Origin of the sequence: Pseudoalteromonas sp. Hal040, assembly GCF_037162425.1 — a bacterium.
In the GTDB taxonomy this organism is placed as follows: Bacteria; Pseudomonadota; Gammaproteobacteria; order Enterobacterales; family Alteromonadaceae; genus Pseudoalteromonas; species Pseudoalteromonas gelatinilytica.
Window position 1 is genome coordinate 3,724,821 of record NZ_JARLUU010000001.1, and the last position, 22,326, is coordinate 3,747,146.

The following is a 22,326-nucleotide window of genomic DNA, read 5'->3' on the forward strand; positions in this document are numbered from 1 at the left end:
ATCCCAGGGGAACCCATGTCTAATAATCTAATAAAAAGAACTGCAGTTGCTTTGGCTGTAACCAGTGCAATGTGCGCTAGTGCACAAGCTAATGACTTTTCTAAATATAATCTTGCCGGTAAAAAATTAATTAAATCGAGCGCCGTCACTAAAAAAGAACAGAAAGCTCATCGTGAAGCGACAAGCTGGCTAGTAAAATTAAATGCTCCAGCAACAATTAATGCGAAAACAATGGGTGCAGATGTAGCATCAATTCAAGCGCAAGCAAAAGTAGCGCAAGCAAGCGTAGAACAAGCTATTAATAGCATGGATTTACCAGTACAAGTTGTTGCTAAAACATCAACATTAGTAAGCTCAATCGTAGTGAATGGTAACAAGCAAGATGTTGCTAAGTTACTATCGAATTCTCAAGTTGAGGGTATTTACCCAGTATACGATTATGAGTTGCATGTTGCTGACAGCGCTGACTATATTGAAGCAACGCCTTTAGTTTCTAATGGTTTAGCAACAGGTGAAGGTGTTCGTGTTGCTGTACTTGATACAGGTATTGACTACACTCACACTGCTTTTGGCGGTGCGGGTACAGACGAAGCCTATGCTGCAGCGATTGCTGACCCTGCTTCTGTAGATTGGCCACAAGGTAAGGTATTAGGCGGCTACGACTTTATTAATGATGATGCTGACCCTATCGATGTGACAACTAACCACGGTACACACGTTTCTCACTCTGTTAACGGTATCGCGCCAAACGTAGATTTATTCGTTTACTCTGTGTGTAATAGTGGCTGTCCAGGTCTTGCGCAATTATTAGCACTTGAAAGCGCAATGGATCCGAATGGTGACGGTGATATGAGCGACCGTGTTGACGTTGTAAATATGTCACTAGGTGGTGATTACGGTGATATTGCCAACGATGCTGTAGGCTTATTCATCAACCAAGCGGTTAAGCTTGGCACAAACGTTGTTATCTCTGCTGGTAATGACGGTGCATACCCGTTCATCGTTGGTGGTCCAAGTACAACTGAAAACGCTCTTTCAGTAGGTGCAATGACTCACCCTACAGGTGAAGAATCAGTTGGTAGTGGTACAGTTAATGGTGAAGAAGCGATTGTACAACCAGCCAGCTTCGGTCCACAAACCGCATTCAGTTACACCAGTGACAACCTTGAGCTAGTTTACCCTGACGCAAACCAAACAGCATGTGAAGCGTTTGCTGATGATGTTGATTTCACAGGTAAAGGCGTAATTCTTGACCGTGGTGCGTGTAACTTCAGTGCGAAAGTATATTACGCACAAGAAAAAGGCGCAGTATTTGTTATTATCGCAAACAACACTGATGATGGTACGCCAGCACCAATGGGTGGTTCTGAGCCACTTGTTACTATTCCTTCAGTAGGCGTAACATTTGCAGCAGGTACAGCGCTTAAAGCGGGCGGTACATTTAATTTAACGGTTGAGCGTCTTGTTATGTCTGGTGCGATTGCAGACTTTACATCGCGTGGTCCTTCAATGGGCGGTCTGTTAAAACCAGAAATTACTGCACCAGGTGTTAACATCATGACTGCTCATCCGGGTCTTGGTGATGGTCTTACAGGCGCAACGGGTACATCATTCTCTGGTCCTATCACAGCAGGTGCGGTGAGCTTATTAAAAGAAGCGCTACCAGAGCGTAACGCGTTTGAAATCAAAGCGACGTTAATGAACACTGCAAACCTAAATGTGACTATGGAGCCATTAGCAATCAACCCTGATGCTGAGCTTGCACCAATTAGTTACATCGGTGCGGGTCTTGTTGATGTAAACAAAGCGGCTAACTTACCAGTTGCAGCGTGGGCTGCAGATACTAAACAAGCAGCACTTTCGTTTGGTTTAGTGAATGCATCAGAAACCGTTGAGCTAACTAAAACAGTTCAAGTTAAGAACTTCTCTAACGAAGATAAAGTGTACACACTTTCTCTTGAACAACGTTATGCAGATGATGTTGAGCGTGGTTCATTCGCTCTTGATTACCCAGAGTCAATCACAGTGCCTGCAGGTCAAACAATGTCATTCGACGTAACTGCGACAATTGATCCTGCAACGTTACCAGAGTGGACATTAACGGATGAAAACATCGGTTCACAAGACGCATCAGTAGATTTAACTAACCTAGAACTTGATGGTGCGTTAATCTTCTCTGAAGGTAGTGATGAAGCTTTCCACCTTGTTTATCACGTATTACCAAAAGCAAATGCAGCAATGAGCTTCATGCCTGTGGTAACAGATAATGGTGTTGCACATAAAGTGACAAACACAGGTGCTGTAGCACTTGAGCCAGTGTTCGCGCCAACAGTAATGACTGATGATGTTGATGAAGACCAACGCTTTGACTTAGTGGGTGCGTCAATCGAAACGTTTGCTGTATCAACTGAAATCTGTGAAAGCGGTTTTGTGACATTAACGACGCTTGTTCTAAATGAAGGTATTACACACTCTTATGTGGGTGGCTTCATGGCTGACTTCGATATGGACCAAGATGGCGAATACGATGTAACGGTACAAAATGGTAAGTTAGAATGGTTCTACGATGTTGAGCCAGGCACAGCAATTACCTTTACACACGGTTACGGTAGCGCGTCTGGTTTCTTAGACAATGTTTATCAAATCATCGGTAATAACCACTTGACAATGCAAAGCTGTATTGAAGCATTTGGTCTAACTGCTGAAGATATGGGTAAAGCGAGTGCAAGCATTCGTTTCCGTACAGAAGAAGAAACATGGACGCCAATTGCATCAGGTGAAGGTGATGTTGCAATGGGTACTTACACATTCACTGATGCATCAAGCGATGTATATGCAATGATTGTTGATGACGCTGGTGAAGTGGTTAGTTCAATTGAACCAGGTGCTTCAGCGACATTATACAATGCAGGTGAAGATTTCATGATCCTTTCAGACTCAGGTTCTAAAGCATATGCTGCAACACCTGAATCTGATTCAAACACTCCACCAGTTGTTGCTGATGCTGAGTTCTCAGTAAATGAAAATGCAGAAAACGGTACGGTAATTGGTACCTTAGAAGCAACTTACGGTGCTGACTTAGCAAGCCCTGTAACTGAGTTTATCGTAATTAGCTCAACTTCAACGGCTGTGTCAGTAACGTCTTCAGGTGATGTTGTAGTTATGAATCAAGACGTACTTGATTATGACGCTGGTTTAACATCAATTGAGCTTGAAGTTGTTGCAACTGACAGATCAGGTAATGTTTCAGAGTCTGCGATGGTAACTGTTACAGTTAACAACCTAGCTGATGAAGCGTCTGAGCAACCAGTTGTAGTTGAAGAGCCGAAGAAGAAATCTTCTTCAGGTTCACTAGCATGGTTAACATTACTTGCTGCACCGTTCGCATTTATGCGTCGTCGTAAGCAAAAGTAATTACTTGATAAGTAAGTGATAAAAGGGAGCTTCGGCTCCCTTTTTACATTGCTTCACAAAGGCTACTTATATATTGCAGTTTTTTTACTTATATTGGAGACGGAATAATAAAAACGAACACAGGAATCCCATGAAAGTTGGCCATTCACTTTGCCTAGCGGCACTCTCTTTAGCTGTTTTATCAGCGTGTAATAAAGTCCCAGATAATAAAGAACAAGCTGTTATTACAGAGCAAGTTCAGATTGCTGCACCCGTCGCCAAAAAAATACCCCATGAAATGACCATTCATGGTGACACACGTATCGATAACTACTATTGGATGCGTGATGATGAACGCAAAGATGCCGCTGTTATTGCTCATTTGAATGCTGAAAATGCGTATGTTGAAAGTAAACTGGCACATACTCAAACGCTACAAAACACCCTATTCGAAGAGCTTAAAGGGCGTATTGAGAAGGATGACGATACCGTACCGACAAAAAAAGGGGAATATTACTACTTCTCACAAACGCGCGGTGATGACGAATACCCGGTTTATGTGCGCAGTAAAGATAGCCTAGGAGAAGATAAGCAGGTTATCTTAAATGTGAATGAGCTTGCTAAAAATCATGACTATTTTGCCGTAACCGGTTTAGCTGTGAGCCCAAATGGCAATTTGCTTGCTTATGGCGAAGATACCGTGAGTCGCCGTATTTACACAGTTAAAGTAAAAGATTTGACCACAGGTAAAATGCTCACAGAGAGCCTTGAAGGCACTGAAGGTGATGTCGTGTGGGCGAATGACAACAAAACCTTTTACTACATCAAAAAAGACTTACAGACGCTGTTAGGCTACCAAGTATATCGCCATACGCTAGGCACCCCGCAAGCTGACGATGAACTCGTTTACGAAGAGAAAAACACTAGTTATTACACCGGTATTTACAAGAGTAAAGACCAACAAGAGATCTATATTAGTCATGGTAGCACCAGTGCATCGGGCGTCTCGGTTATTGATGCTAATGATGTCAAAGCAATGCCAAAACGTTTTATTGAACGCGAAGCAGGGCTTGAATATGACATCAAAAAGTTAGGCGATTGGTATTACATCGTTACTAATTTAAATGCAGTTAACTTTCAACTTATGAAAGTGCACCGTGATAAGGCTCATGATAAAGCAAATTGGCAAACGCTAATTGCTGGTCGTGATAACGTAAAGCTTGAAGGCATTGAGTTATTTAACAATCATTTGGTATATGAAGAGCGAGAAATGGGGCAAACCCGTATCACTATTCGTGACCTTCGTAACCAACAAGAGCAAGTCGTTGCGTTTAATGACCCAACTTATATGGTCTTTAGCTATGGCAATAGTGAGTTAGATAACTCTAGCTTTCGTGTTTACTATTCAAGTATGACGACGCCAGGCAGCAGCTACGATATCAACCTTGAAAGTGGTGAAAAAACACTGCTTAAGCAACGTAAAGTGTTAGGTGATTTTAATCCTGACAACTATGCTTCTGAGCGAGTTTTCGTGACCACCCGAGATGGTGTTGATGTTCCTGTGAGCCTTGTTTATCGTAAAGACAAGTTCAAAAAAGACGGCTCGAATCCGCTTATGCAATATGGTTATGGTTCGTATGGTGCGACCATGGATCCGAGCTTTTCTAGCTCTCGATTAAGCTTACTAGATCGTGGTTTTGTGTTTGCGATTGCGCATATCCGTGGCTCACAAATGCTGGGTCGTCCTTGGTACGAAGACGGTAAGTTGCTGAAAAAACAAAACACCTTTAATGACTTTGTTGATGTGACTAAATCATTAGCAGCTCAAAAGTATGGTGATAAGGATAATATTTTTGCAATGGGTGGCAGTGCAGGTGGCTTATTAATGGGGGCTGTTGTGAATCAAGCGCCCGAACTTTATAAAGGGGTGATTGCAGCAGTGCCTTTTGTTGATGTAGTCACGACCATGCTAGATGCCAGCTTACCACTGACAACGAATGAGTATGACGAATGGGGCAACCCGAACGATAAAGTCTATTACGATTACATGCTGTCATATTCGCCGTATGACCAAGTTAAGAAGCAGGCTTACCCAAATATGTTAGTCACCACCGGTTTACACGACTCTCAAGTTCAGTATTTTGAGCCTGCAAAATGGGTTGCTAAGCTACGTGAATATAAAACCGATGATAACCTGTTGCTGTTCAAAACCGACATGGAAGCAGGGCACGGCGGTGCTTCTGGGCGCTTCAAAAGCTTGCAAGATACCGCTTTATATTACGCCTTTATGCTCGATTTAGCTGGTATCGAAAAATAATAACAACGCAGGCATCCGTGATTAAGCGGGTGCCTGCATCGCTAAATTAAAGCGAAATTCACTGCCTTTTCCTAAGGTACTTTTTACGTTTATTTCACTATCCATTAGGGTGAGCAGTTGCTTGCAAATAGCAAGTCCCAAGCCTGTTGAGCCTCGTTTTATACTATTACGCGCCTGATAGTGAGGTTCGAAAATCGCATTGAGTTCATCCTCATGAATACCAACCCCGGTATCAGACACTGCCACGTATAACTGATCACTTTGCTGGCTAACCTTAACGGCAATTTCACCGCCATTTGGTGTGTGCCGAATTGCATTTTCGATTAAGTTTGTAAGCACCCGCTCTAATTTCGCAATGTCTGCTGTCACGGTAAAATCGCAAATTTCGGGAATAACTTTGAGTGAAATTCCTGCGGATTGCGCTGTTAGAGCAAGCTTTGCCACACAATCATAAATCAACTCGCCCAAATTAAAGGTCTCGGATTGTATTTTCACTTGGCCACACTCTAAATTAGCCAGCTCAAAAATTTGTTCAATCAGCTGTTTTAGTTGCTGGCAGTTATCCATTGCAAGGTTGAGATAATGACGTTGCTCGGGCTCGTTTAAGTGGCTATCCGGTTTATTGATCACCTCCAGAAAGCCGTGCAGTGAAGAGAGCGGCGTACGTAAATCATGTGATAAATGAGTGAGTAACTCACGGCGTTGCTTATCGGCTTGTTGTAATGACTGAAACTGCTCATCAATACGCGCCAGCATGGCATTGACGCCTTTACTTAAATTGCCAATTTCATCATCAGCTGTATAGCTAGAGTCCAATGACATTTTGGTTAGGCTGTAGTTAGCCGCTTCTATTTTATTAAGCTCTTTATTGAGTTTTTTGAGCGGTAAGGTGAAAAACCGAAACAACAGCAGCATCGCAATAAAGAGTGCAATTAAGGCGGCTACAAACCACATAGCGGCAAGCCAAAGATTATCATTGGCTTTAATGTTGTTAAGGGTTGTATCGTAAGCTTGCCCGCCAATAATCACGTATAAATAGCCTTGCAGCTGTTGCTGATTATACACTGGCGCGGTCGAAAATATTTTTACGCCATCGTTACTACGTGGATCATCACCATAAATTGGCGTGGCAGTGGGGTTGTCGAGTAGCTGCTGTATTGGGCTTAAGTTTATTTGCTGCCTCACGACTTGCCCTGGTTTAGCTGAATAAGTCAGTAAATGACCTTCTGGGTCTACAAAATAAAACTCAAAAGCCGGACCAAGTATCATCAGCGTGTGAAATAAGTTTTCTAGTGCCTTATAGTCATACACACCTTGTTTGATCAGTGGGTTGTCGTGCACTAAATGCTCGGCTAATTGAAGGTGCAAGTTTTGCTGAGCATGATGAACAGAGCTTTGTTCTAATTGCTTACTCCAATTTAAAACCAGTGCGCACAACAGGCTAAAAATAAGCACCAATGACCAAGCGAGTTTTTGATATAGCGTCATTGATTTCATTAGCTTGCACTCAACTGACCGGGGTTTAGTTTATAGCCTACACCCCAAACTGTTTCGATAAAGTTTGCTGGGTGATGTTGCTCAAACTTACTGCGTAAACGGTTTATATGGGAATTAACCGTATGCTCGTAGCCGCTGTGTTGATAGCCCCATACTTGGTCTAGTAACTGCTGGCGGCTAAAAACATGGTTTGGATGTTTAGCAAAATAGACCAGTAAATCGAATTCGGTGGCGGTTAAGTTAATTGCTTGGTCAGCTAAAAATGCTTGGTGGCTGGCAAATTCAATGTGTAATTCTCCAAGTTGAATTGCCGCTTGAGCGCTATCTTCATGGTGTGATTGAGCTGCTATAAGTTGTGACCTATGCCGTAATTGTGTTTTTATTCGTGCTTGTAATTCTCTAGCGAAGAAAGGTTTGCAAATGTAATCATCAGCGCCCATTTCCAAACCAATCACTCTGTCCATATCGCTACTGAGTGCGGTTAGTAAAATAACGGCAATACTTGGGTAGTGCTCTTTAATTTTGCGGCATAAGCTCAAGCCATCCATTTGTGGCAGGTTAATATCAAGCAGTACTAAGCCATAACTTGAGCTGGCAAGCTTCTTTATTGCAGCTTCAGCGCTCGAGGCTTCATCAATATGTAAGTTTAGGCAGTGCAATTGTGTGCTGATAAGTTGGCGGATTGCTCTATCATCTTCGACGATTAATAATTTTTCTTGGCGCATGGCTCACTCCAAATCACAGAGGCACATCCTTATGACCTTCTGTGTAAGGAGTGCGATTATTATTGCGTCCGCGTTATCGTGATCCGAGCAACCGGGTTATCAAACTTATGCTGGCTGGTGAGCACTGAGTTTGTCAGGCCATCATCTTGACTAACCACACCTGGGTGCATTGCAACACGGTTAATATCGTCACGCATTTCGTTGTAGCCTTCGCCTGAGTCGGCAGGGCCTGGGATCGTGCCTTGTGCTTCAGAGTTGGCTTCGGTGCCTGCATCATAGGCAAAACTAGTGCGAGACAGTGACTCATTAACCGCTAACGAAGACACGTCTATAGCATTAAGACCGGTAAACGCGTCATTTGTATTCACCAACATGGTCGCTAAGCTGATTTTTAATGAATCAAGCTGCTCAGTACTTAGCATTAAAGTGACTTGCTCACCTGGAGGGAGTGGACTTTCAGCTGAGCTTGAAGCCATAGTAAAATCAGTTGCTAATAATTCACTGTTATCTCCTCCTTCAGCCATTAATTCGAGCGCAGCTGAAGCAGGTTCACCTATTTGCCAAAGCATACCCTCAGAGTGAGCAATGGCAGCAATCGGTGACAATGGTTGGGCATTGGTTAAATTCGTAACTTTTACAGTAAATTCATAGTTCATAACGGGCATTACAGGATCTGTTACTTCCACCTCGTTATTATCTGAATCCCCACAGGCCGCAAGGCCGGCGCTCAATGCGAGGATAATTAAGCTTTTTGAAAAGCGCATAATAACCTCCTATTTAACCGTAACTGTGAGCATCGCAACTGGGTTTAACCATCTGTGTACGGTGTTATCGAGATCGCTCATACCCGCTTCTAAATCGTCGTCGCCTAAGTTACCCGGATGAATATGCACCATCATATTCGTTTCGCTACTGGTGACGCCGCTGCCATTCATACCCGCATTACCGCCCGGTGCAGCAGGAATACCTGGTGTGCCCGGCATGCCTGAGCCCTCAACAATAAGCTCATTATTGGCTTCGGTGCCCGCATCATAGGCATTGAGATAAACGGTGTAGGTACCAGCCTCTGTTGGGATCATCCAACTATCTAAACCTACAAAGCCATCATTGGTAGGCAGTAGCATGGCTGTAAGAGATAAGTAGTTATTGCCATCCTTGGTGGATAAGCTCGTCATCGTTGAGCTTGCTGGTGCCAGTAAACCTTCAGCTGGATTGGCAACCATGTCGCTGTTTGCGGCTGTGGCTTCACTCATTAATGGCTCGAGATTACCACCTTCAGCCATAGTTTGTAGGGCTGTAGAAGCAGGCATAGCAACGCTGAAAAGTTTGCTATCACTGTTATGAGCTGTAATGAGGATAGGGGTAAAGTGTAAACCTTGCGTGAGGTTAGTTAGTTTTATATCAAGCTCAGCAGCTTGGCTTGCAAGGCTGGTTACTGCGCATGCAGCGAACAAAGTTAAAGGTAAAGCTTTCATATGAGATTCCTGTTTTTGATGATTCAAAACTAGTATCGAATAGCAATATCCAGAAACTCTCACAAAGTTATCACATTTTTATCACAGCGTTGATTACAGTCTTTAGTGTTGGTTTGGAGTGTTAAATTTAACCAATTTAGCTAGGGTAAAAGGTCATTACAGTTTATAGTAGAGAGACAAACAGACCCATAACAAGGAATTTAAAATGGATGATAATCAAAAAGTTGAAATAATTGTGGCAGATAAAGAGCAGCGCACATGGGCAATGTTTTGTCACTTAAGTGCCTTAGCAGGCTTGCTTTTCCCGTTCGGTTCGGTGATTGGCCCTTTGATTGTTTGGCTTGTAAAAAAAGAAGAAATGCCACTTGTAGCTGAGCATGGACGCAAGTCATTAAACTTTCAATTAACCATGATGATCGCCTACATTGTCTGCTTTATGCTGATGTTTGTTGTCGTTGGTGTCATTCTGTTGCTATTGGTTGCGCTATTCTCATTGATTATGGTGGTCGTATCGGCGATTAAAGCCAACGATGGTAAAGAGGTTAATTATCCAATGGCGATAGAATTTATAAAGTAAGCTGATTGCCATATACTAAAAGCTCAGCCATTTGCTGAGCTTTTTTATGTGATGTTTATGGCCTACTTATCGTTATTTCTCAGCGCGTTTATTTCCGCAACCTTATTACCTAGCTCTTCAGAATTAGTGATGACTGCAATGATAGCCAGTGGTGACTATCTACTTTGGTTGTTATGGCTAAGTGCAACCGTGGGCAATGTACTTGGGAGTTGTGTGAATTATTGGCTGGGCACGCAGGTTATGCGATTTAAAGACCGTAAATGGTTTCCTGTCTCACAAAACTCGATAGACAAAGCCGAACAGCAATTTAATAAGTACGGTATTTACAGTTTGTTGTTTGCTTGGCTGCCTATTGTCGGCGACCCTTTAACGGTTGTTGGCGGAATTTTTAGGGTTAAGTTTTCAATCTTTTTGTTACTCGTGACCCTAGGCAAAGGCGCACGTTATTTAGCTGTGCTTGCCTTTGCGGTAGGACTAGGGCGTGTTTACTTTTTATGATTAATTTTGCAGCAGTGTGTTTGGTATTTAGGCAAGGCAGAGCCTATGTAGTGTGGTTGTTCCACATAAATAGGTGATAACGCAGCATCAATGCCAAACACGCGCTGCCCTTCGGGTTCTTCCTAGGGGCGATTAACTCTTTGTTGCTCGATTTTTACTTAGCCCACTAGGTTACAAATCTCGCGCCGCGATTAAATCGCCCCTAGAGTGAACAAATTTTAATCCACAAAGGTGAACACGCCCTTATTCTAGCTTTTTTGCCAATCAAGGGTCAGTGATACTGAATCAGCAAAGCGCGCCGCATGAGGTTTATCGACGCGCACTTTGGCATAGTGAACACTTTGATGCTGGTGGCAAATTGCTAAAATTTCAGCAACCAATTTTTCTAACAGCAAAAAGTGGCCTTCTTCGACAAGGCTGATCACTTCTTTAGTAATGGTCTTGTAGTTTAGCGCTTTATCGACTGCGTCAGTTTCACACGCTTGATCAGCAGGGTAATGAATCTCTAAATTAATCACTACATCTTGCTTTTTCTCACGTTCCTCAGGGTTAAAACCTATAAAGGTTCGTAGCCTGAGGTTAGTGACATTAATAATTGCGTTGGCCATCATTACCCTCTAACTAGTTGTAAAAACTCGTTACGGGTTTTTGGATCGGCTCTGAAGTTACCTAGCATAACTGATGTACGCATGCTTGAGTTTTGCTTTTCAACGCCGCGCATCATCATACACATGTGTTTTGCTTCAACGATTACACCAACACCTTTCGCACCAGTTACTTCTTCAACTGCTTTAGCAATTTGATGGGTTAATTGTTCTTGAATTTGAAAACGACGTGCGAACATGTCAACAATTCGCGCAAACTTTGATAAACCAAGCACTTTGCCATCAGGAATATAAGCAATATGGCAGCGGCCAACGAACGGCAGTAAGTGATGTTCACACATAGAGTAAAGCTCAATGTCTTGGATCAATACCATGTCATCGGCATCTGAAGTGAATACCGCATTATTGGTGATCTCGTCTAACGTTTGACGATAACCCTTAGTTAGATATTCCATCGCTTTTGCTGCGCGTTTTGGCGTGTCGAGTAATCCTTCACGAGCAGGATCTTCACCTACCGCGGTAATTATTTGTTGGTAACTGTTTTTTAAATCATCGTGCATAGCTTTCTCAGTAATTCGTTATTTTAAATGTCTGCCACCATCAACAGGCATAGAGCGACCTGTGATGTAGTGACTGCTTAGTAATAGTTCTACGCTGTTAATAATTTCGGCGCAGCCGGGCTCAATGCCCATTAGCGATTTCTTTAATGTTTTTGCTTTGTACTCGTCGCTATCGTGCTCGTTAAAAATAATAAGCGAGGGAGCGATAGCATTCACTTTAATAGCGGGTGCAAATTTAGCGGCAAACGACTTGGTTAAATTATCAAGCGCCGCTTTACTTGCCGCATAAGCAAGGTGCTTAGGGCTACCTTTTTCAACCACATAATCGGTCAGGTGAATAATATCTGCGGCTTGGCCACTGTTTTGCTGATAATGCAGTAGCAAATCAGAAGCGGCTAAATTAATTAAATAGGGCGCTTTGGCGTGAATACGCATCATGTTATCAAACAGGTCTGCGTAATCGTGGTTATTTGCTTCGCAATCCCAGCTAGACGCATTATGGATAATTGCCTTTAGCTGGTTGGTATGGGTTTTTAATTCTTCGATAAAATGCCCGATAGCTTGGTCACTATTAAAATCAGCATGGATGCAAATAGCGCCTTTACCTGCAAGCACATCAATTGCTTCATGGCGGGTACGGTAAGTGACTATGATTTCTTGCCCTTGCGCTAAAAAGTGCTCGGCCAGAGCGAGTCCAATACGTTGGCCTGCGCCAGTAATTAAAATGGGCGATGACATAAACTAATATAAAACCTTAGATTTTTGATTTGAAATGTAATGTATTTAACTGTAACAACTATAAACCAAATTACAGAACTATTTCATCTTTACTGCAATCATGTTGCCAAACTTTCTACGCGATACTGTCAAACATAGATCAGTTGCTCGGTTTTCTGTCTCAGGCATAATAGCCTTACTTGATGCTTTTCTTTTTCACTATGTTTGCTGTCATAAAATCATTTAGCTGGCTACGAACTGTGCCATGGCTATTTATTATCGCTGTTTACAGTACTTTATTGCTTTCGCAAGGGCCTGCTAATGCGGTGAGTAATTTTGTGGCGCAATTGAGTATTGCTGCAACGATGGCCGTTGGCTCATTTGTCGCTGGTGGCACGGCTCTTGGAGGCGGTGCGGTAGCGTTTCCGGTAATGACCAAACTATTAGCAATTGAACCTGCGACAGCGAAAGTGTTCTCTCTTGCTATCCAAAGCTTTGGTATGACAGCAGCAGCCTTAACAATTATTTTTAGCCGTATCCCTTACTACAAACAAGTGGTGTTAATCGCGACGCCAATGGCTATTTTAGGCGCTGTATTTAGTTTATTGTTCATTGCTGATCATTTACCAAGGTTAGCGGTGAAAGGGGTCTTTAGCGCACTATTATTATGTTTTGCGTTGACCTTAGCGTGGCGTATTTATCGCCGAGCTCAGCATATTTGTAGCCAAACAAAGATTACTGTGAATAAAACGCGGGTCGCGTTGATTGCTATGCTGGGTGGTGTTGCATCAGGGTTGGTAGGGTCGGGCGCCGATATTGCTATTTTTGCGCTGTTAGTTATTGCATATAACGCGAATATTCAACGTGCAACGGCAACCACGGTGATCATTATGGCCGTGACCTCTGTCGTCGCAAGTATCGTGAATTATTTTTACCTCGAGACAGTTAACTCACAAATTCAAGCCTACTTATTAGCTGCAATTCCTGTTGTGGTGCTTGGCGCACCGCTTGGTGCTTATGTGTGTGCAAAAGTGAAAAGTGGGCAACTCATTAGCTTTTTATTGCTACTCATTGCCCTCGAGGTGTCGTTTACGATTTATGAATTGCTGAGTGTTGTTTAAAGCGCATCGTAAACAGTTGGGATCGCTTGGCGCTTATGCTGAGTACGTAAGTAAATGCCAGTCAGCTTTTCTTCAACTTCACTACTGACGTCTTTACCTTCTAAGAAATCATCAATTTGATCGTAAGTGAGACCAAGCGCTTCTTCGTCAGTCAGGCCTGGGCGATCACATTCTAAATCGGCAGTCGGGGCTTTATGCACAAGTACTGCTGGCGCACCTAAGTGCTCAGCAAGTGCACGAACTTGACGTTTTGATAAACCAAATAGGGGGCTAAATCACACGCTCCGTCACCAAATTTTGTGTAAAAACCAGTAATGTTCTCTGCGCTGTGATCAGTACCAACAACTAAACCTTGGCAGAAGCCGGCAATTTCATACTGTGCAACCATGCGCTGGCGTGCTTTTACATTACCTTTGATAAAGTCGATTTTAGCTTGTTCTGGCAATTCGGCACCACTACCAACAACCGCGGCCATTGCTTGTTCATGCATGCCATCGACAGCCGCTTTGATGTTAACCGTCATACGTTTACTTGGTTGAATAAAATCAACGGCTAGTTGTGCTTCGTCTTCGTCTGCTTGTACGCCGTAAGGTAAGCGCACAGCAATAAATTGATATTCGTTGGTGTTATGTTCTTGGTTTAATTCATCTACCGCTAATTGGCATAAACGGCCACAGGTTGAAGAGTCAACACCGCCACTGATCCCTAATACAAGTGAGCGAGAGTGCGCAGCAATAAGTCGGCTTTTAAGAAAGTTAACACGACGGGTGATTTCCGCTTTTACATCAATAGTTGGTTGGACTTTCATTTCCGCCAGAATGTCGGCACGCATGGTAGAGCTCCTATTTTTCGTTGTGGTTGTCAGCGTTTTGAGGGAACCCCTTTATAAAGGGGTATATACCCAAACCACCTCAAGATGTGAGTTTCAGTTGGAATTAAAAGCGATTTAGGCAAGGCATTGATTGCAAGTAATAGTGGTTCTATTGTTAAGATCAATAACGCAGTATAAATCGCTTTTAAACCAACCCTTTGGGCGCTTCACAGGTACTTACTCTCATCGTTGTTACTTCTTAAAAGGGACTGCCATTCTTGCAAAGTAACGCCTTGATATTAAGCACCTGTGAAACGCTGAATTCTGCATCTTGAGATGGCTTGGGTATACATTATGTTACGGGCGCGTTTTTTATTAAAGACCTAAATGCGCTTTTATTGCGTTAATTTGCTGCTTAAGATCTTCGATTTCGCTTCGTAATTGTTGCACTTCACTACTGTTATCCTGCATCGGCTCGTTACTTGCCATGTATTCAGTAATGCTGTCTGGGTCAACAAACAAGTGCATGTAGCGGCTCTCTCGCTTGCCAGGCTCTCGTGCTAAGCGCGCAACATGTTCTTGCTCTATAAGTGCATTTAATGCGGCTTCGACTTCATTGACGTTACTGAACTCAGCGAGGCGGTTGCTGCGAGTTCTCAGTTCGCCTGGTGTTTGCGGGCCACGTAACAGTAACAAACAAATAATGGCGCGTTGCTGCTCAGTAAATTGCAAACTGCCAAATTCGGTATTACAAAAGCGGTGAGCGTATTTATTTACACGCCCAGATAGCCCTTCATCAACCGTCACTAAGCGTGATGCAATAAGCTCATCGAGTGTATCTTGGACTTGCGCTTCAGTGAGAGACAATACTGGCTCACGGTTAGATTTTTGATTACATGCATTAGTCAATGAGTTTAAAGATAATGGATAATGTTCGGGTGTTGTACTTTGCTTTTCGAGTAAACAGCCAATAACACGTTGTTGAATTGATGATAATTGCATGGTTTTACTCTCTTTTTATTCTTCAGTGCTTAGCCACACTGCTAACTTTTTATTGAGCGAGTCAAATTTAAGGGGTTTGGTGACATAGTCGTTCATACCTGCGTTTAAACAACGCTCCTTGTCACCCTGCATCGCGTTTGCTGTTAGAGCAACGATATTAACCCCCTGATGAGCTGCGCCTGCTTCACCTGCCCGAATGGCTCGCGTTGCTTGGTAGCCATCCATTTCTGGCATTTGGCAATCCATTAACACTAATTGATAAGGGCTTTGCTCCCGGCTCGAAAGTTTTGCAATCGCTTCAAGGCCATTTTCGGCAATATCAAAACTAAGGCCGGCTTGTTTTAGCAACGAACCCGCCACCATCTGATTTACTTTGTTATCTTCAACGAGCAATACTTGCGACTCAGTATTATCGCTACTGGTCACAACCTTGGTTATTAAGGCTTCTTTATTAACCTGCTGCTGTTCAATGTATTTGTCGTTCGCAAGAGAATTAAATAAATCAGACTGCGTTAATGGTTTAAAGATAATACTCTCAACTTTTAAGGTTTGTCTTGTTTGTTTTTCTGTCAGGCTCATAGGCGCCATTAAAATGCGCTTGCAGCTGGTGGCATTGAAGTAGTTTAAGAACTCTTTCTGCAATTCTTTAGTAGCACTGTTATAAAACTTATAATCTATTAGAATTGCATCGCAACCCTTATTATCAGGCATGGCTGCGCGATTTAATAAGCTTGGCATATCGCTGTAAGTTTCTACCGCAGCTCCCCACAACTGCAATTGCTTTTTGGCGATATTGCTACTGAGCTTACAGCTATCAGCAATTAAGATATGTTTTTTATCAATAATATGACTTGGCTCTGGCGCATGTTTCGTGTGATCACGTTTAACCTTTACTGAGAAATTGAAGGTGCTGCCTTCTCCGTATGAGCTAACGACACTGACATCTCCTGCCATCAACTGACAAAGCTGTTTTACAATTGCAAGGCCAAGCCCTGTACCGCCGTATTGACGCGTGGTAGAGGCATCTGCTTGCGTGAATGAGTCAAATAAAGTGGCTTGCTTTTCAGGCTTAATTCCCACTCCCGAATCAATAACAGAGCAGTTCAAGAACAATTCTTCATTGCTAGTTTCGAGCTTGGCGATAACAATTATCTCACCATCTTTTGTGAATTTAACCGCATTGCTCACTAGGTTATTGATGATTTGCCTAATCCGATTAGGGTCACTGATAATAAACCCGTGATGAAGATTCGTTGTATCAAGCAGTAATTTGGTATTGTTCTGTTCAGCCTTAATAGCAAACGATTCGATTGTGTCGCCTAGTAATTTAGACACGTTGAAGCTGACATTTTCAATATCGAGTTTACCAGCCTCAATTTTAGAGAAATCTAAAATATCATTAATGATATGCAGTAAAGACTCTGCTGATGATTGCGCAAGTTCAAGATGGTGGTTTTGTTGGCTATCTAGCTTGCTTTGTTTAATGATATTGAGCATGCCGATCACACCATTCATCGGGGTGCGGATCTCATGACTCATACTCGCTAAAAATTCACTTTTGGCTTTTACGGCTTGTTCTGCAGCGTCTTTTGCTTGAACGAGTTGTTGTTCGGTCTCTATACGACGTTGGCTGGCATGCAAACTACCAATGAGTGCGGCAACGGCAATTAAAAAGCTTTCTTCATTTTTACTCCAATGCCTACGTGTAAAGCATTTTTCAGCGCACACCACCCCCATGCTTTTACTCCCTGTGGGAATAATCACCGTTAACATTGAGCGTATATTAAACCAATCTAGGTAATTGCTACGAAGGTCACTTGTCAGAGGGTGTTGCTGGGCATCGCTGGCATTAATTACTGCGTGATTATTAATGGCATCAAAATAGTTTTGAAATTCAATTTGTTGTAACGATATGGCTTCATTAAATTCGGGTTGGCTCTGATCGTGAATGGCAAAGGTGTTGAGCGATTGTCGATCGTCACTGAATAGCCAGATACTGGCGCGATCTATATTAAATGCATGACAAATGGCTTGCACAATAACATGCTTGGAGAGGTTAAGATTACCTGTCAGTACCGCATCATTGACGGTGAGAGACGCTAAAATCTCGTTATGTAAGGCGATTTTGTTATTTTCGAGCTCAACTCGTTTACGGGTATCAATATTTTGCAGTGAGCCAAAAAGTTTAATACAACGACCATTTTTGTGTTCGGCTTCACCATGTAGCAGCACCCAAATTTCATCACCTTCTGCAGTGATGATCTCAACTTGTGTTTCAAAACTCTCACCATACTTGATTGCGCGCTCGTTCAAACGGCGAATTTTATCGCGGCTTTCGCCAGCTTTGAAATGGGTAAAGTTAGCAGGCCACTCAGGTTGAACATTCAGTGGAAACTTAAATATTTGCTTGGTCATATCTGACCAATACACGGTTTTTGTTTCAAGGTTAAATGACCATGCACCCACTTTGGCAAGGCTACTCATGGTTTCTAACATGCGTTCGCTTTTGTACTGCCTTTCAACCATGCGCAAAAAGAATAGTGAAGCACAAGCAAACAAAATGCAGAACAAAATAATGGCGAATCTTAGGGGCCAAACAGCTGAGCTTGGTGGCTGCCAGCCAGATTTTGGCGAGGCATACATGCGCCACTCACCACCGGGCAGGTTTATCGTAAAGCTCAGAGGTTTTGTGTTAAGTATATCTTCTGAGCCATAGAAAAAATCGCCTTGTAAACCGCGACCACCACGGCCTTGCAGTGCAACATCATAATGCTGGCTAAGCGCAATCAAACCCGAATTGCTATAGATTTTATTTACATCGAGTACGACCGAGAGGAGTCCCCAAAAAGTGTGCTCAGGAGGAATGAACACCGGCATTCTTGCTATCAGCGCTTGGCCTCCTTGTACAAGCTCCAAAGGACCTGCCATAACAATACGATTTTCATCTCGAGCTCTAATCGCATCATCACGCTGTGCTGGATTTTCTAAAAAGTTTAGCCCGATGGATTTTTCGTTGCCAGCGAAAGGATAAGTCATCTGGATAATCATATCAGGCGCTGCACCGATGTTTCTAAGTTCTGAAGAGGTTGCGAATAAGGGCGCGGCTATTTGCTCATAGCGAGCTTGGTCTAAATTGGGTTCGGCAGCAACGGCAACGGCAAGGCCCCTAACAAGTTGAATGTTAGATACTAAGGTGGCTTCGAGCTCTGCACGATAGGCGCTGATTTTTGCAAGCTCCTGCGCCCGAAAAGCATCTTTCTCACGGCTGTAATTAATTTGATCGATGACAAGGCCAATTACTACCACACAGGCGAGTGAAACCCAGAAGGCTAGCTTCAGTTTTTGCAGCTTTTTATTATCTGTTTCGGTGGCTAGCGGCATGAGAAATATCGGGTTTTATACTTTCTACCTACTATAGACAATTTCTGTGGCAATTAACAATGAACAGCTAGCTAGAGTATTAATTTTAATTATTTGTATCGCAACACTATTCTTTCACAAAACTCAGGTTAATATAGTGTTACTTTAGCGCAAGGATAATTGGCATGTTTAAGATAATCAAATGGTTACTCATAGGTTTGTTCGTGGTGGTGTTACTCGCAACGGGGCTTGTTTATGGCGTATTAAACTTAAGTTTACCGGCACTTGATGGGCGTGGTAAAAGTGGCGCTATTTCGCAGTCCGTCAAGATCGAGCGAGACACGTTGGGGCAGGCTGTTATTCATGCCGAAAACCGTTTAGATGCGGCCTATGCATTAGGCTTTGCGCATGGTCAGGACCGATTTTTTCAGATGGATTTACTGCGCCGCAATGCTGCTGGCGAACTCAGCGAGCTATTTGGTAAAGCCGCTGTTGGGCTTGATAAAAAAATGCGCTTTCATCAATTACGTAAACGTAGTCAGATTGCTGTCGCGCAGTTACCAGCAAAAGATAAAGCACTACTAAAAGCGTACGCAAATGGGGTTAATGAAGGCCATGCACAAGTGGGCTTCGATAGCTTTGAATATTTACTCACAGGCGCTGAAGCAAAACCTTGGCAAAGTGAAGACAGCTTACTAATCATTTTTAGTATGTATTTAGATTTACAAATGGCCACCTTTGAGCGCGACAAAACACTGATCGAAATCGAAGATTTATATGGCAAGGAGATGGTCGACTTTATTACTCAGCCTAGTCTTTATCAAGCGGCACTCGACAACAGCCAATTAGCGCCTTATGACGGCGGTATTCCTAATCTCAAAGACCCTCAATGGGCTATGACTGAAATTGCAGACCGTAAAGAGCTTGGCAGTAATAACTGGGCGGTTACTGGGCAGTTAACTGAAACTGGTGCAGCGATGTTGTCTGACGATATGCACTTATCGTTTGCAGTGCCTATCATTTGGTACCGTGCTCAGCTCAATTACCCACTCAATGGAGAAATGCAGCAAATCACTGGCGTGTCTTTACCAGGCGCTCCTGCCATTGTTGTTGGTACTAATAATAAGATAGCGTGGGGATTCACCAATGGTTATTTAGATACAGCCGATTGGATAGCCCTTGAGAGTAAAGAGAAAACCTGGCAGATAGATGAACCTATCTTACTCAATGACGGCAACAGCGAAAATTACGCTTTAACCATGAGTGAGTATGGCCCAGTTAAAGAAATTAACGGCAAACCTTATGCGCTAAGTTGGGTTGCTCATCATGAGTATGCGGTTGATATGGAGTTACTTAAGCTTGAGCAGGCAAACACGGTTGATGATGCACTAGCGCTTGCGGATGAGGTGGGTATTCCTGTACAAAATCTGATGGTTGTTGATGATAAAGGTAACGCAGCTTGGAAGAATATGGGAGCCGTGCCTGCCCGTAAAGTTCCGCATCAATTAGCTGTTTCAGAGCAAGCGTATCCTGCAGCATGGCATGATAACGAAACGCAACGTCCTTTTGTCAAAAACCCAGAAAGTGGCCGTTTATGGACAGGCAACTCACGTGTCGTTTCAGCAGAGGATGATCAGCGCTTTGGTAATGGTGGTTATGCAATGGGGGCTCGCTCGGCACAAATTCGCGATCGCTTATTTGAAAAGCAACAGTTTAACGAACACGATTTTTATGACTTACAGCATGATAACGAAGCGCGTTTCTTAACGGCTTGGCATAAACTGCTGGTCAAACAGCTTCGCACTGCAGGCGATAAATATGCCCTGTATTTAAAAGAGCTAAATAATTGGCAGGCGTGTGCTTGTAGCGACTCAATTGGCTACACCTTAGTAAAACGCTACCGCAGTGAAGTGATCAACGGCTTATTTAGCCCATTAGAGAATAAGCTAAAAGCCATCGACAGTAGCTTAAAACCAGTAAAACGAGACTTAGAGCCTGCGGTTTGGCAACTAATCGAAGCGCAGCCTCAAGCATGGTTAAACCCTGAGTATGCAAACTGGCAACAGCAAATGATAGGAGCTTTTGATCGCGTTATCACTAAACTAACCGAGCAATACGGTAACAACCCGCACAGCTGGGAGTGGGGTAAGGTTAACGAATTAGTGATTGAGCACCCATTTGCCAAGCAAATACCCGCATTGAAAAGCTTACTGAATATGCCAACAGCGCCAGGGTTTGGTGATACCTTTATGCCTTCGGTGCAAGGACGTAGCTTTGGCGCTTCGCGGCGCTTTATTGTTCAACCAGGGCACTTAGATAAAGCAATTATGGCAATTCCGGGAGGACAGTCGGGGCACCCATTGTCAGAATTTTACCGCGCAGGCTTTAATGATTATGTCAGTAATGGTTTAACACCATTATTGCCGCAAGAGATTGCCCACAGTATCACTATCGATGCGGTTAATTAACCGCATCAGCATCTTTAAAAGCAGGGTGTTGGCCTTTAGCAACGGTTGTTTGGTTGCGCCCTGCATGCTTACTTTTATACAGCGCCTCATCGGCGTGCTGTAGCATTTTTTCTATTGAAGCGAGAGGTTGCCATTCAATAAGCCCAAAACTCATGGTGACATTGAGATCAGGAAACTCGTGATGTGCCTCTAATTCGGCGATTTTTAAACGTAGCGCTTCAATTTTTGCAAAAGCTTGTTTTGCATCTGTATTGGTTAATAAAATTAAAAACTCTTCACCCCCCAACGTACCGCAATATCGTCATCATCAATAAATTGGCGAATGAGCCTTGCGACATTAATGAGCACCGTATCACCTTTTTCGTGGCCGTAATTGTCATTAATATTTTTAAACTTATCGATGTCAGCCATAACAATGCAAAGGCTGCTCTCAAGCTCGATGCTTTTTTGATGTGCAGCAGTAATCAGCTTTTTTGCAAAACGGCGGTTGTAGAGTTTAGTGAGTGGGTCGCGAGCGGCCATGTCGGTTAACTCAACCCGTTGTGACAAGGTAATTTCTCTAATTAGACCCATGCCATAGACCATAGGTAAGCCAGCAATAATGATGTTGATCACATTCACGTGTGGGAGGAGTTCAGGGTAAGCAAAACTGTACTGAACATCTGCAAAAAATACATACAGCAGGGCGAATGTCGCAATCATCATTAGGCTATAAAAAGCAGCGCGTTTAAAGGTTAATTGATAATCGATCATTAAAATACAAGACACTGTCCACAAGTAAAACTGAAAGCCTGCACCTAAGCCTAGGGTGGCGCAGACAATCACTGCATGAATAATTACTTCTAGACAAAATACCCTGAGTGCTAGCGAAGTCAGCCCTTGCTTAATTAAAAAGATACCGCTGGCCCAAGCAAACACGCTCAAAATATTAACTAACGCAAGCATGTTCGCCCCTATGTGGGCAAATGCGGGGATCAGCAAAGCATGAACAATTAGCGCAAAGTATGCGATTTTGGAAATAATCAGAAATTTAACGTGTTCAATTTCTTCTAAGCCAGATTGCTTTGATTGTTTTAATAAATGTTTGATCAATCCAACCTCTAATACACATGGAAGTAGCATAATTATAGATTAAAAGCTGAACAATGCAGGTTTATAATTGCTCGCTTTTGCTTTGTAAACTTAGGTAGGTTCTGTTTA

The 22,326-nt window shown here is 43.0% G+C and carries 15 protein-coding genes and 2 pseudogenes; 6 read left to right on the forward strand and 11 right to left on the reverse strand.

The window, feature by feature from the left end; genetic code table 11:
* Window positions 1-15: 15 nt before the first annotated feature.
* Both P4S60_RS17375 and P4S60_RS17380 read left to right on the forward strand, forming a co-directional pair.
* Window positions 16-3,414, forward strand: coding sequence for a S8 family serine peptidase (locus P4S60_RS17375; RefSeq protein ID WP_337116762.1), 3,399 nt, complete (start codon window positions 16-18; stop codon window positions 3,412-3,414).
* 130 nt (window positions 3,415-3,544) lie between these two features.
* Window positions 3,545-5,710 carry a S9 family peptidase gene (locus P4S60_RS17380; RefSeq protein WP_337116763.1) on the forward strand — a complete coding sequence of 722 codons (2,166 nt, stop codon included), beginning with the start codon at window positions 3,545-3,547 and terminating at the stop codon, window positions 5,708-5,710.
* Between the two features lie 21 nt (window positions 5,711-5,731).
* Here the strand turns inward: P4S60_RS17380 and P4S60_RS17385 are convergent, their stop codons facing one another.
* From P4S60_RS17385 to P4S60_RS17400, 4 genes are read right to left on the reverse strand one after another with little or no spacing between them, the layout of a single operon-like run.
* Complete coding sequence (locus P4S60_RS17385) at window positions 5,732-7,207, reverse strand: sensor histidine kinase (protein WP_337116764.1); 1,476 nt, start codon at window positions 7,205-7,207, stop codon at window positions 5,732-5,734.
* Entirely contained in the window at window positions 7,207-7,932 is a 726-nt protein-coding gene (locus P4S60_RS17390) for a response regulator transcription factor (RefSeq protein ID WP_188730538.1), read from the reverse strand. Before P4S60_RS17390 ends, P4S60_RS17385 begins: the two co-directional genes overlap by 1 nt.
* Before the next feature lie 59 nt (window positions 7,933-7,991).
* On the reverse strand, window positions 7,992-8,696 hold the full coding sequence (locus tag P4S60_RS17395) for a spondin domain-containing protein (RefSeq protein WP_337116765.1): 705 nt from the start codon (window positions 8,694-8,696) through the stop codon (window positions 7,992-7,994).
* A gap of 9 nt (window positions 8,697-8,705) precedes the next feature.
* A complete protein-coding gene (locus P4S60_RS17400) occupies window positions 8,706-9,407 on the reverse strand; it encodes a spondin domain-containing protein (protein ID WP_337116766.1) in 702 nt (233 codons plus the stop codon).
* Between the two features lie 205 nt (window positions 9,408-9,612).
* Here P4S60_RS17400 and P4S60_RS17405 point away from each other — a divergent pair, with 205 nt between their 5' ends.
* Window positions 9,613-9,984 carry a DUF4870 domain-containing protein gene (locus tag P4S60_RS17405; protein WP_337116767.1) on the forward strand — a complete coding sequence of 124 codons (372 nt, stop codon included), beginning with the start codon at window positions 9,613-9,615 and terminating at the stop codon, window positions 9,982-9,984.
* Window positions 9,985-10,041: 57 nt separating this feature from the next.
* Window positions 10,042-10,482 carry a YqaA family protein gene (locus P4S60_RS17410; RefSeq protein ID WP_337116768.1) on the forward strand — a complete coding sequence of 147 codons (441 nt, stop codon included), beginning with the start codon at window positions 10,042-10,044 and terminating at the stop codon, window positions 10,480-10,482.
* A 248-nt stretch (window positions 10,483-10,730) separates the two neighbouring features.
* On the opposite strand, the gene folX is transcribed toward P4S60_RS17410, so the two are convergent.
* From folX to folM, 3 genes are read right to left on the reverse strand one after another with little or no spacing between them, the layout of a single operon-like run.
* A complete protein-coding gene (folX, locus tag P4S60_RS17415) occupies window positions 10,731-11,090 on the reverse strand; it encodes a dihydroneopterin triphosphate 2'-epimerase (protein ID WP_337116876.1) in 360 nt (119 codons plus the stop codon).
* A 2-nt stretch (window positions 11,091-11,092) separates the two neighbouring features.
* Window positions 11,093-11,647: a GTP cyclohydrolase I FolE gene (gene folE, locus P4S60_RS17420; protein WP_055199245.1), complete on the reverse strand. Its 555-nt coding sequence runs from the start codon at window positions 11,645-11,647 to the stop codon at window positions 11,093-11,095.
* 18 nt (window positions 11,648-11,665) lie between these two features.
* A complete protein-coding gene (gene folM / locus P4S60_RS17425; RefSeq protein ID WP_054563698.1) occupies window positions 11,666-12,385 on the reverse strand; it encodes a dihydromonapterin reductase in 720 nt (239 codons plus the stop codon).
* 239 nt (window positions 12,386-12,624) lie between these two features.
* Here folM and P4S60_RS17430 point away from each other — a divergent pair, with 239 nt between their 5' ends.
* The gene (locus P4S60_RS17430) at window positions 12,625-13,485 is read left to right on the forward strand and encodes a sulfite exporter TauE/SafE family protein (protein ID WP_337116769.1); all 861 of its coding nucleotides are present in this window, start codon (window positions 12,625-12,627) and stop codon (window positions 13,483-13,485) included.
* On the opposite strand, the pseudogene nadE reads toward P4S60_RS17430, so the two are convergent.
* From nadE to P4S60_RS17445, 3 genes and pseudogenes are all read right to left on the reverse strand, one after another.
* Window positions 13,482-14,317: pseudogene (nadE, locus tag P4S60_RS17435) on the reverse strand (ammonia-dependent NAD(+) synthetase). The gene P4S60_RS17430 and the pseudogene nadE overlap by 4 nt on opposite strands.
* Before the next feature lie 354 nt (window positions 14,318-14,671).
* The gene (locus P4S60_RS17440) at window positions 14,672-15,298 is read right to left on the reverse strand and encodes a YceH family protein (protein ID WP_337116770.1); all 627 of its coding nucleotides are present in this window, start codon (window positions 15,296-15,298) and stop codon (window positions 14,672-14,674) included.
* Between the two features lie 15 nt (window positions 15,299-15,313).
* Window positions 15,314-18,679 (reverse strand): response regulator, encoded by a 3,366-nt coding sequence (locus P4S60_RS17445; RefSeq protein ID WP_337116771.1) that lies wholly within the window; start codon window positions 18,677-18,679, stop codon window positions 15,314-15,316.
* Between the two features lie 164 nt (window positions 18,680-18,843).
* Here P4S60_RS17445 and P4S60_RS17450 point away from each other — a divergent pair, with 164 nt between their 5' ends.
* Entirely contained in the window at window positions 18,844-21,126 is a 2,283-nt protein-coding gene (locus P4S60_RS17450) for a penicillin acylase family protein (protein ID WP_337116773.1), read from the forward strand.
* Here the strand turns inward: P4S60_RS17450 and P4S60_RS17460 are convergent.
* Window positions 21,119-22,248, reverse strand: a pseudogene (locus P4S60_RS17460) (GGDEF domain-containing protein). The gene P4S60_RS17450 and the pseudogene P4S60_RS17460 sit on opposite strands and share 8 nt — an antisense overlap.
* Between the last annotated feature and the right edge of the window lie 78 nt (window positions 22,249-22,326).

Excerpts from the sequence above, each read along its gene's own strand:
- P4S60_RS17375 (WP_337116762.1), top strand. The coding sequence starts at position 16 with ATGTCTAATAATCTAATAAAAAGAACTGCAGTTGCTTTGGCTGTAACC.
- P4S60_RS17380 (WP_337116763.1), top strand. The coding sequence starts at position 3,545 with ATGAAAGTTGGCCATTCACTTTGCCTAGCGGCACTCTCTTTAGCTGTT.
- P4S60_RS17385 (WP_337116764.1), bottom strand. The coding sequence starts at position 7,207 with ATGAAATCAATGACGCTATATCAAAAACTCGCTTGGTCATTGGTGCTT.
- P4S60_RS17390 (WP_188730538.1), bottom strand. The coding sequence starts at position 7,932 with ATGCGCCAAGAAAAATTATTAATCGTCGAAGATGATAGAGCAATCCGC.
- P4S60_RS17395 (WP_337116765.1), bottom strand. The coding sequence starts at position 8,696 with ATGCGCTTTTCAAAAAGCTTAATTATCCTCGCATTGAGCGCCGGCCTT.
- P4S60_RS17400 (WP_337116766.1), bottom strand. The coding sequence starts at position 9,407 with ATGAAAGCTTTACCTTTAACTTTGTTCGCTGCATGCGCAGTAACCAGC.
- P4S60_RS17405 (WP_337116767.1), top strand. The coding sequence starts at position 9,613 with ATGGATGATAATCAAAAAGTTGAAATAATTGTGGCAGATAAAGAGCAG.
- P4S60_RS17410 (WP_337116768.1), top strand. The coding sequence starts at position 10,042 with ATGGCCTACTTATCGTTATTTCTCAGCGCGTTTATTTCCGCAACCTTA.
- folX (WP_337116876.1), bottom strand. The coding sequence starts at position 11,090 with ATGGCCAACGCAATTATTAATGTCACTAACCTCAGGCTACGAACCTTT.
- folE (WP_055199245.1), bottom strand. The coding sequence starts at position 11,647 with ATGCACGATGATTTAAAAAACAGTTACCAACAAATAATTACCGCGGTA.
- folM (WP_054563698.1), bottom strand. The coding sequence starts at position 12,385 with ATGTCATCGCCCATTTTAATTACTGGCGCAGGCCAACGTATTGGACTC.
- P4S60_RS17440 (WP_337116770.1), bottom strand. The coding sequence starts at position 15,298 with ATGCAATTATCATCAATTCAACAACGTGTTATTGGCTGTTTACTCGAA.
- P4S60_RS17445 (WP_337116771.1), bottom strand. The coding sequence starts at position 18,679 with ATGCCGCTAGCCACCGAAACAGATAATAAAAAGCTGCAAAAACTGAAG.
- P4S60_RS17450 (WP_337116773.1), top strand. The coding sequence starts at position 18,844 with ATGTTTAAGATAATCAAATGGTTACTCATAGGTTTGTTCGTGGTGGTG.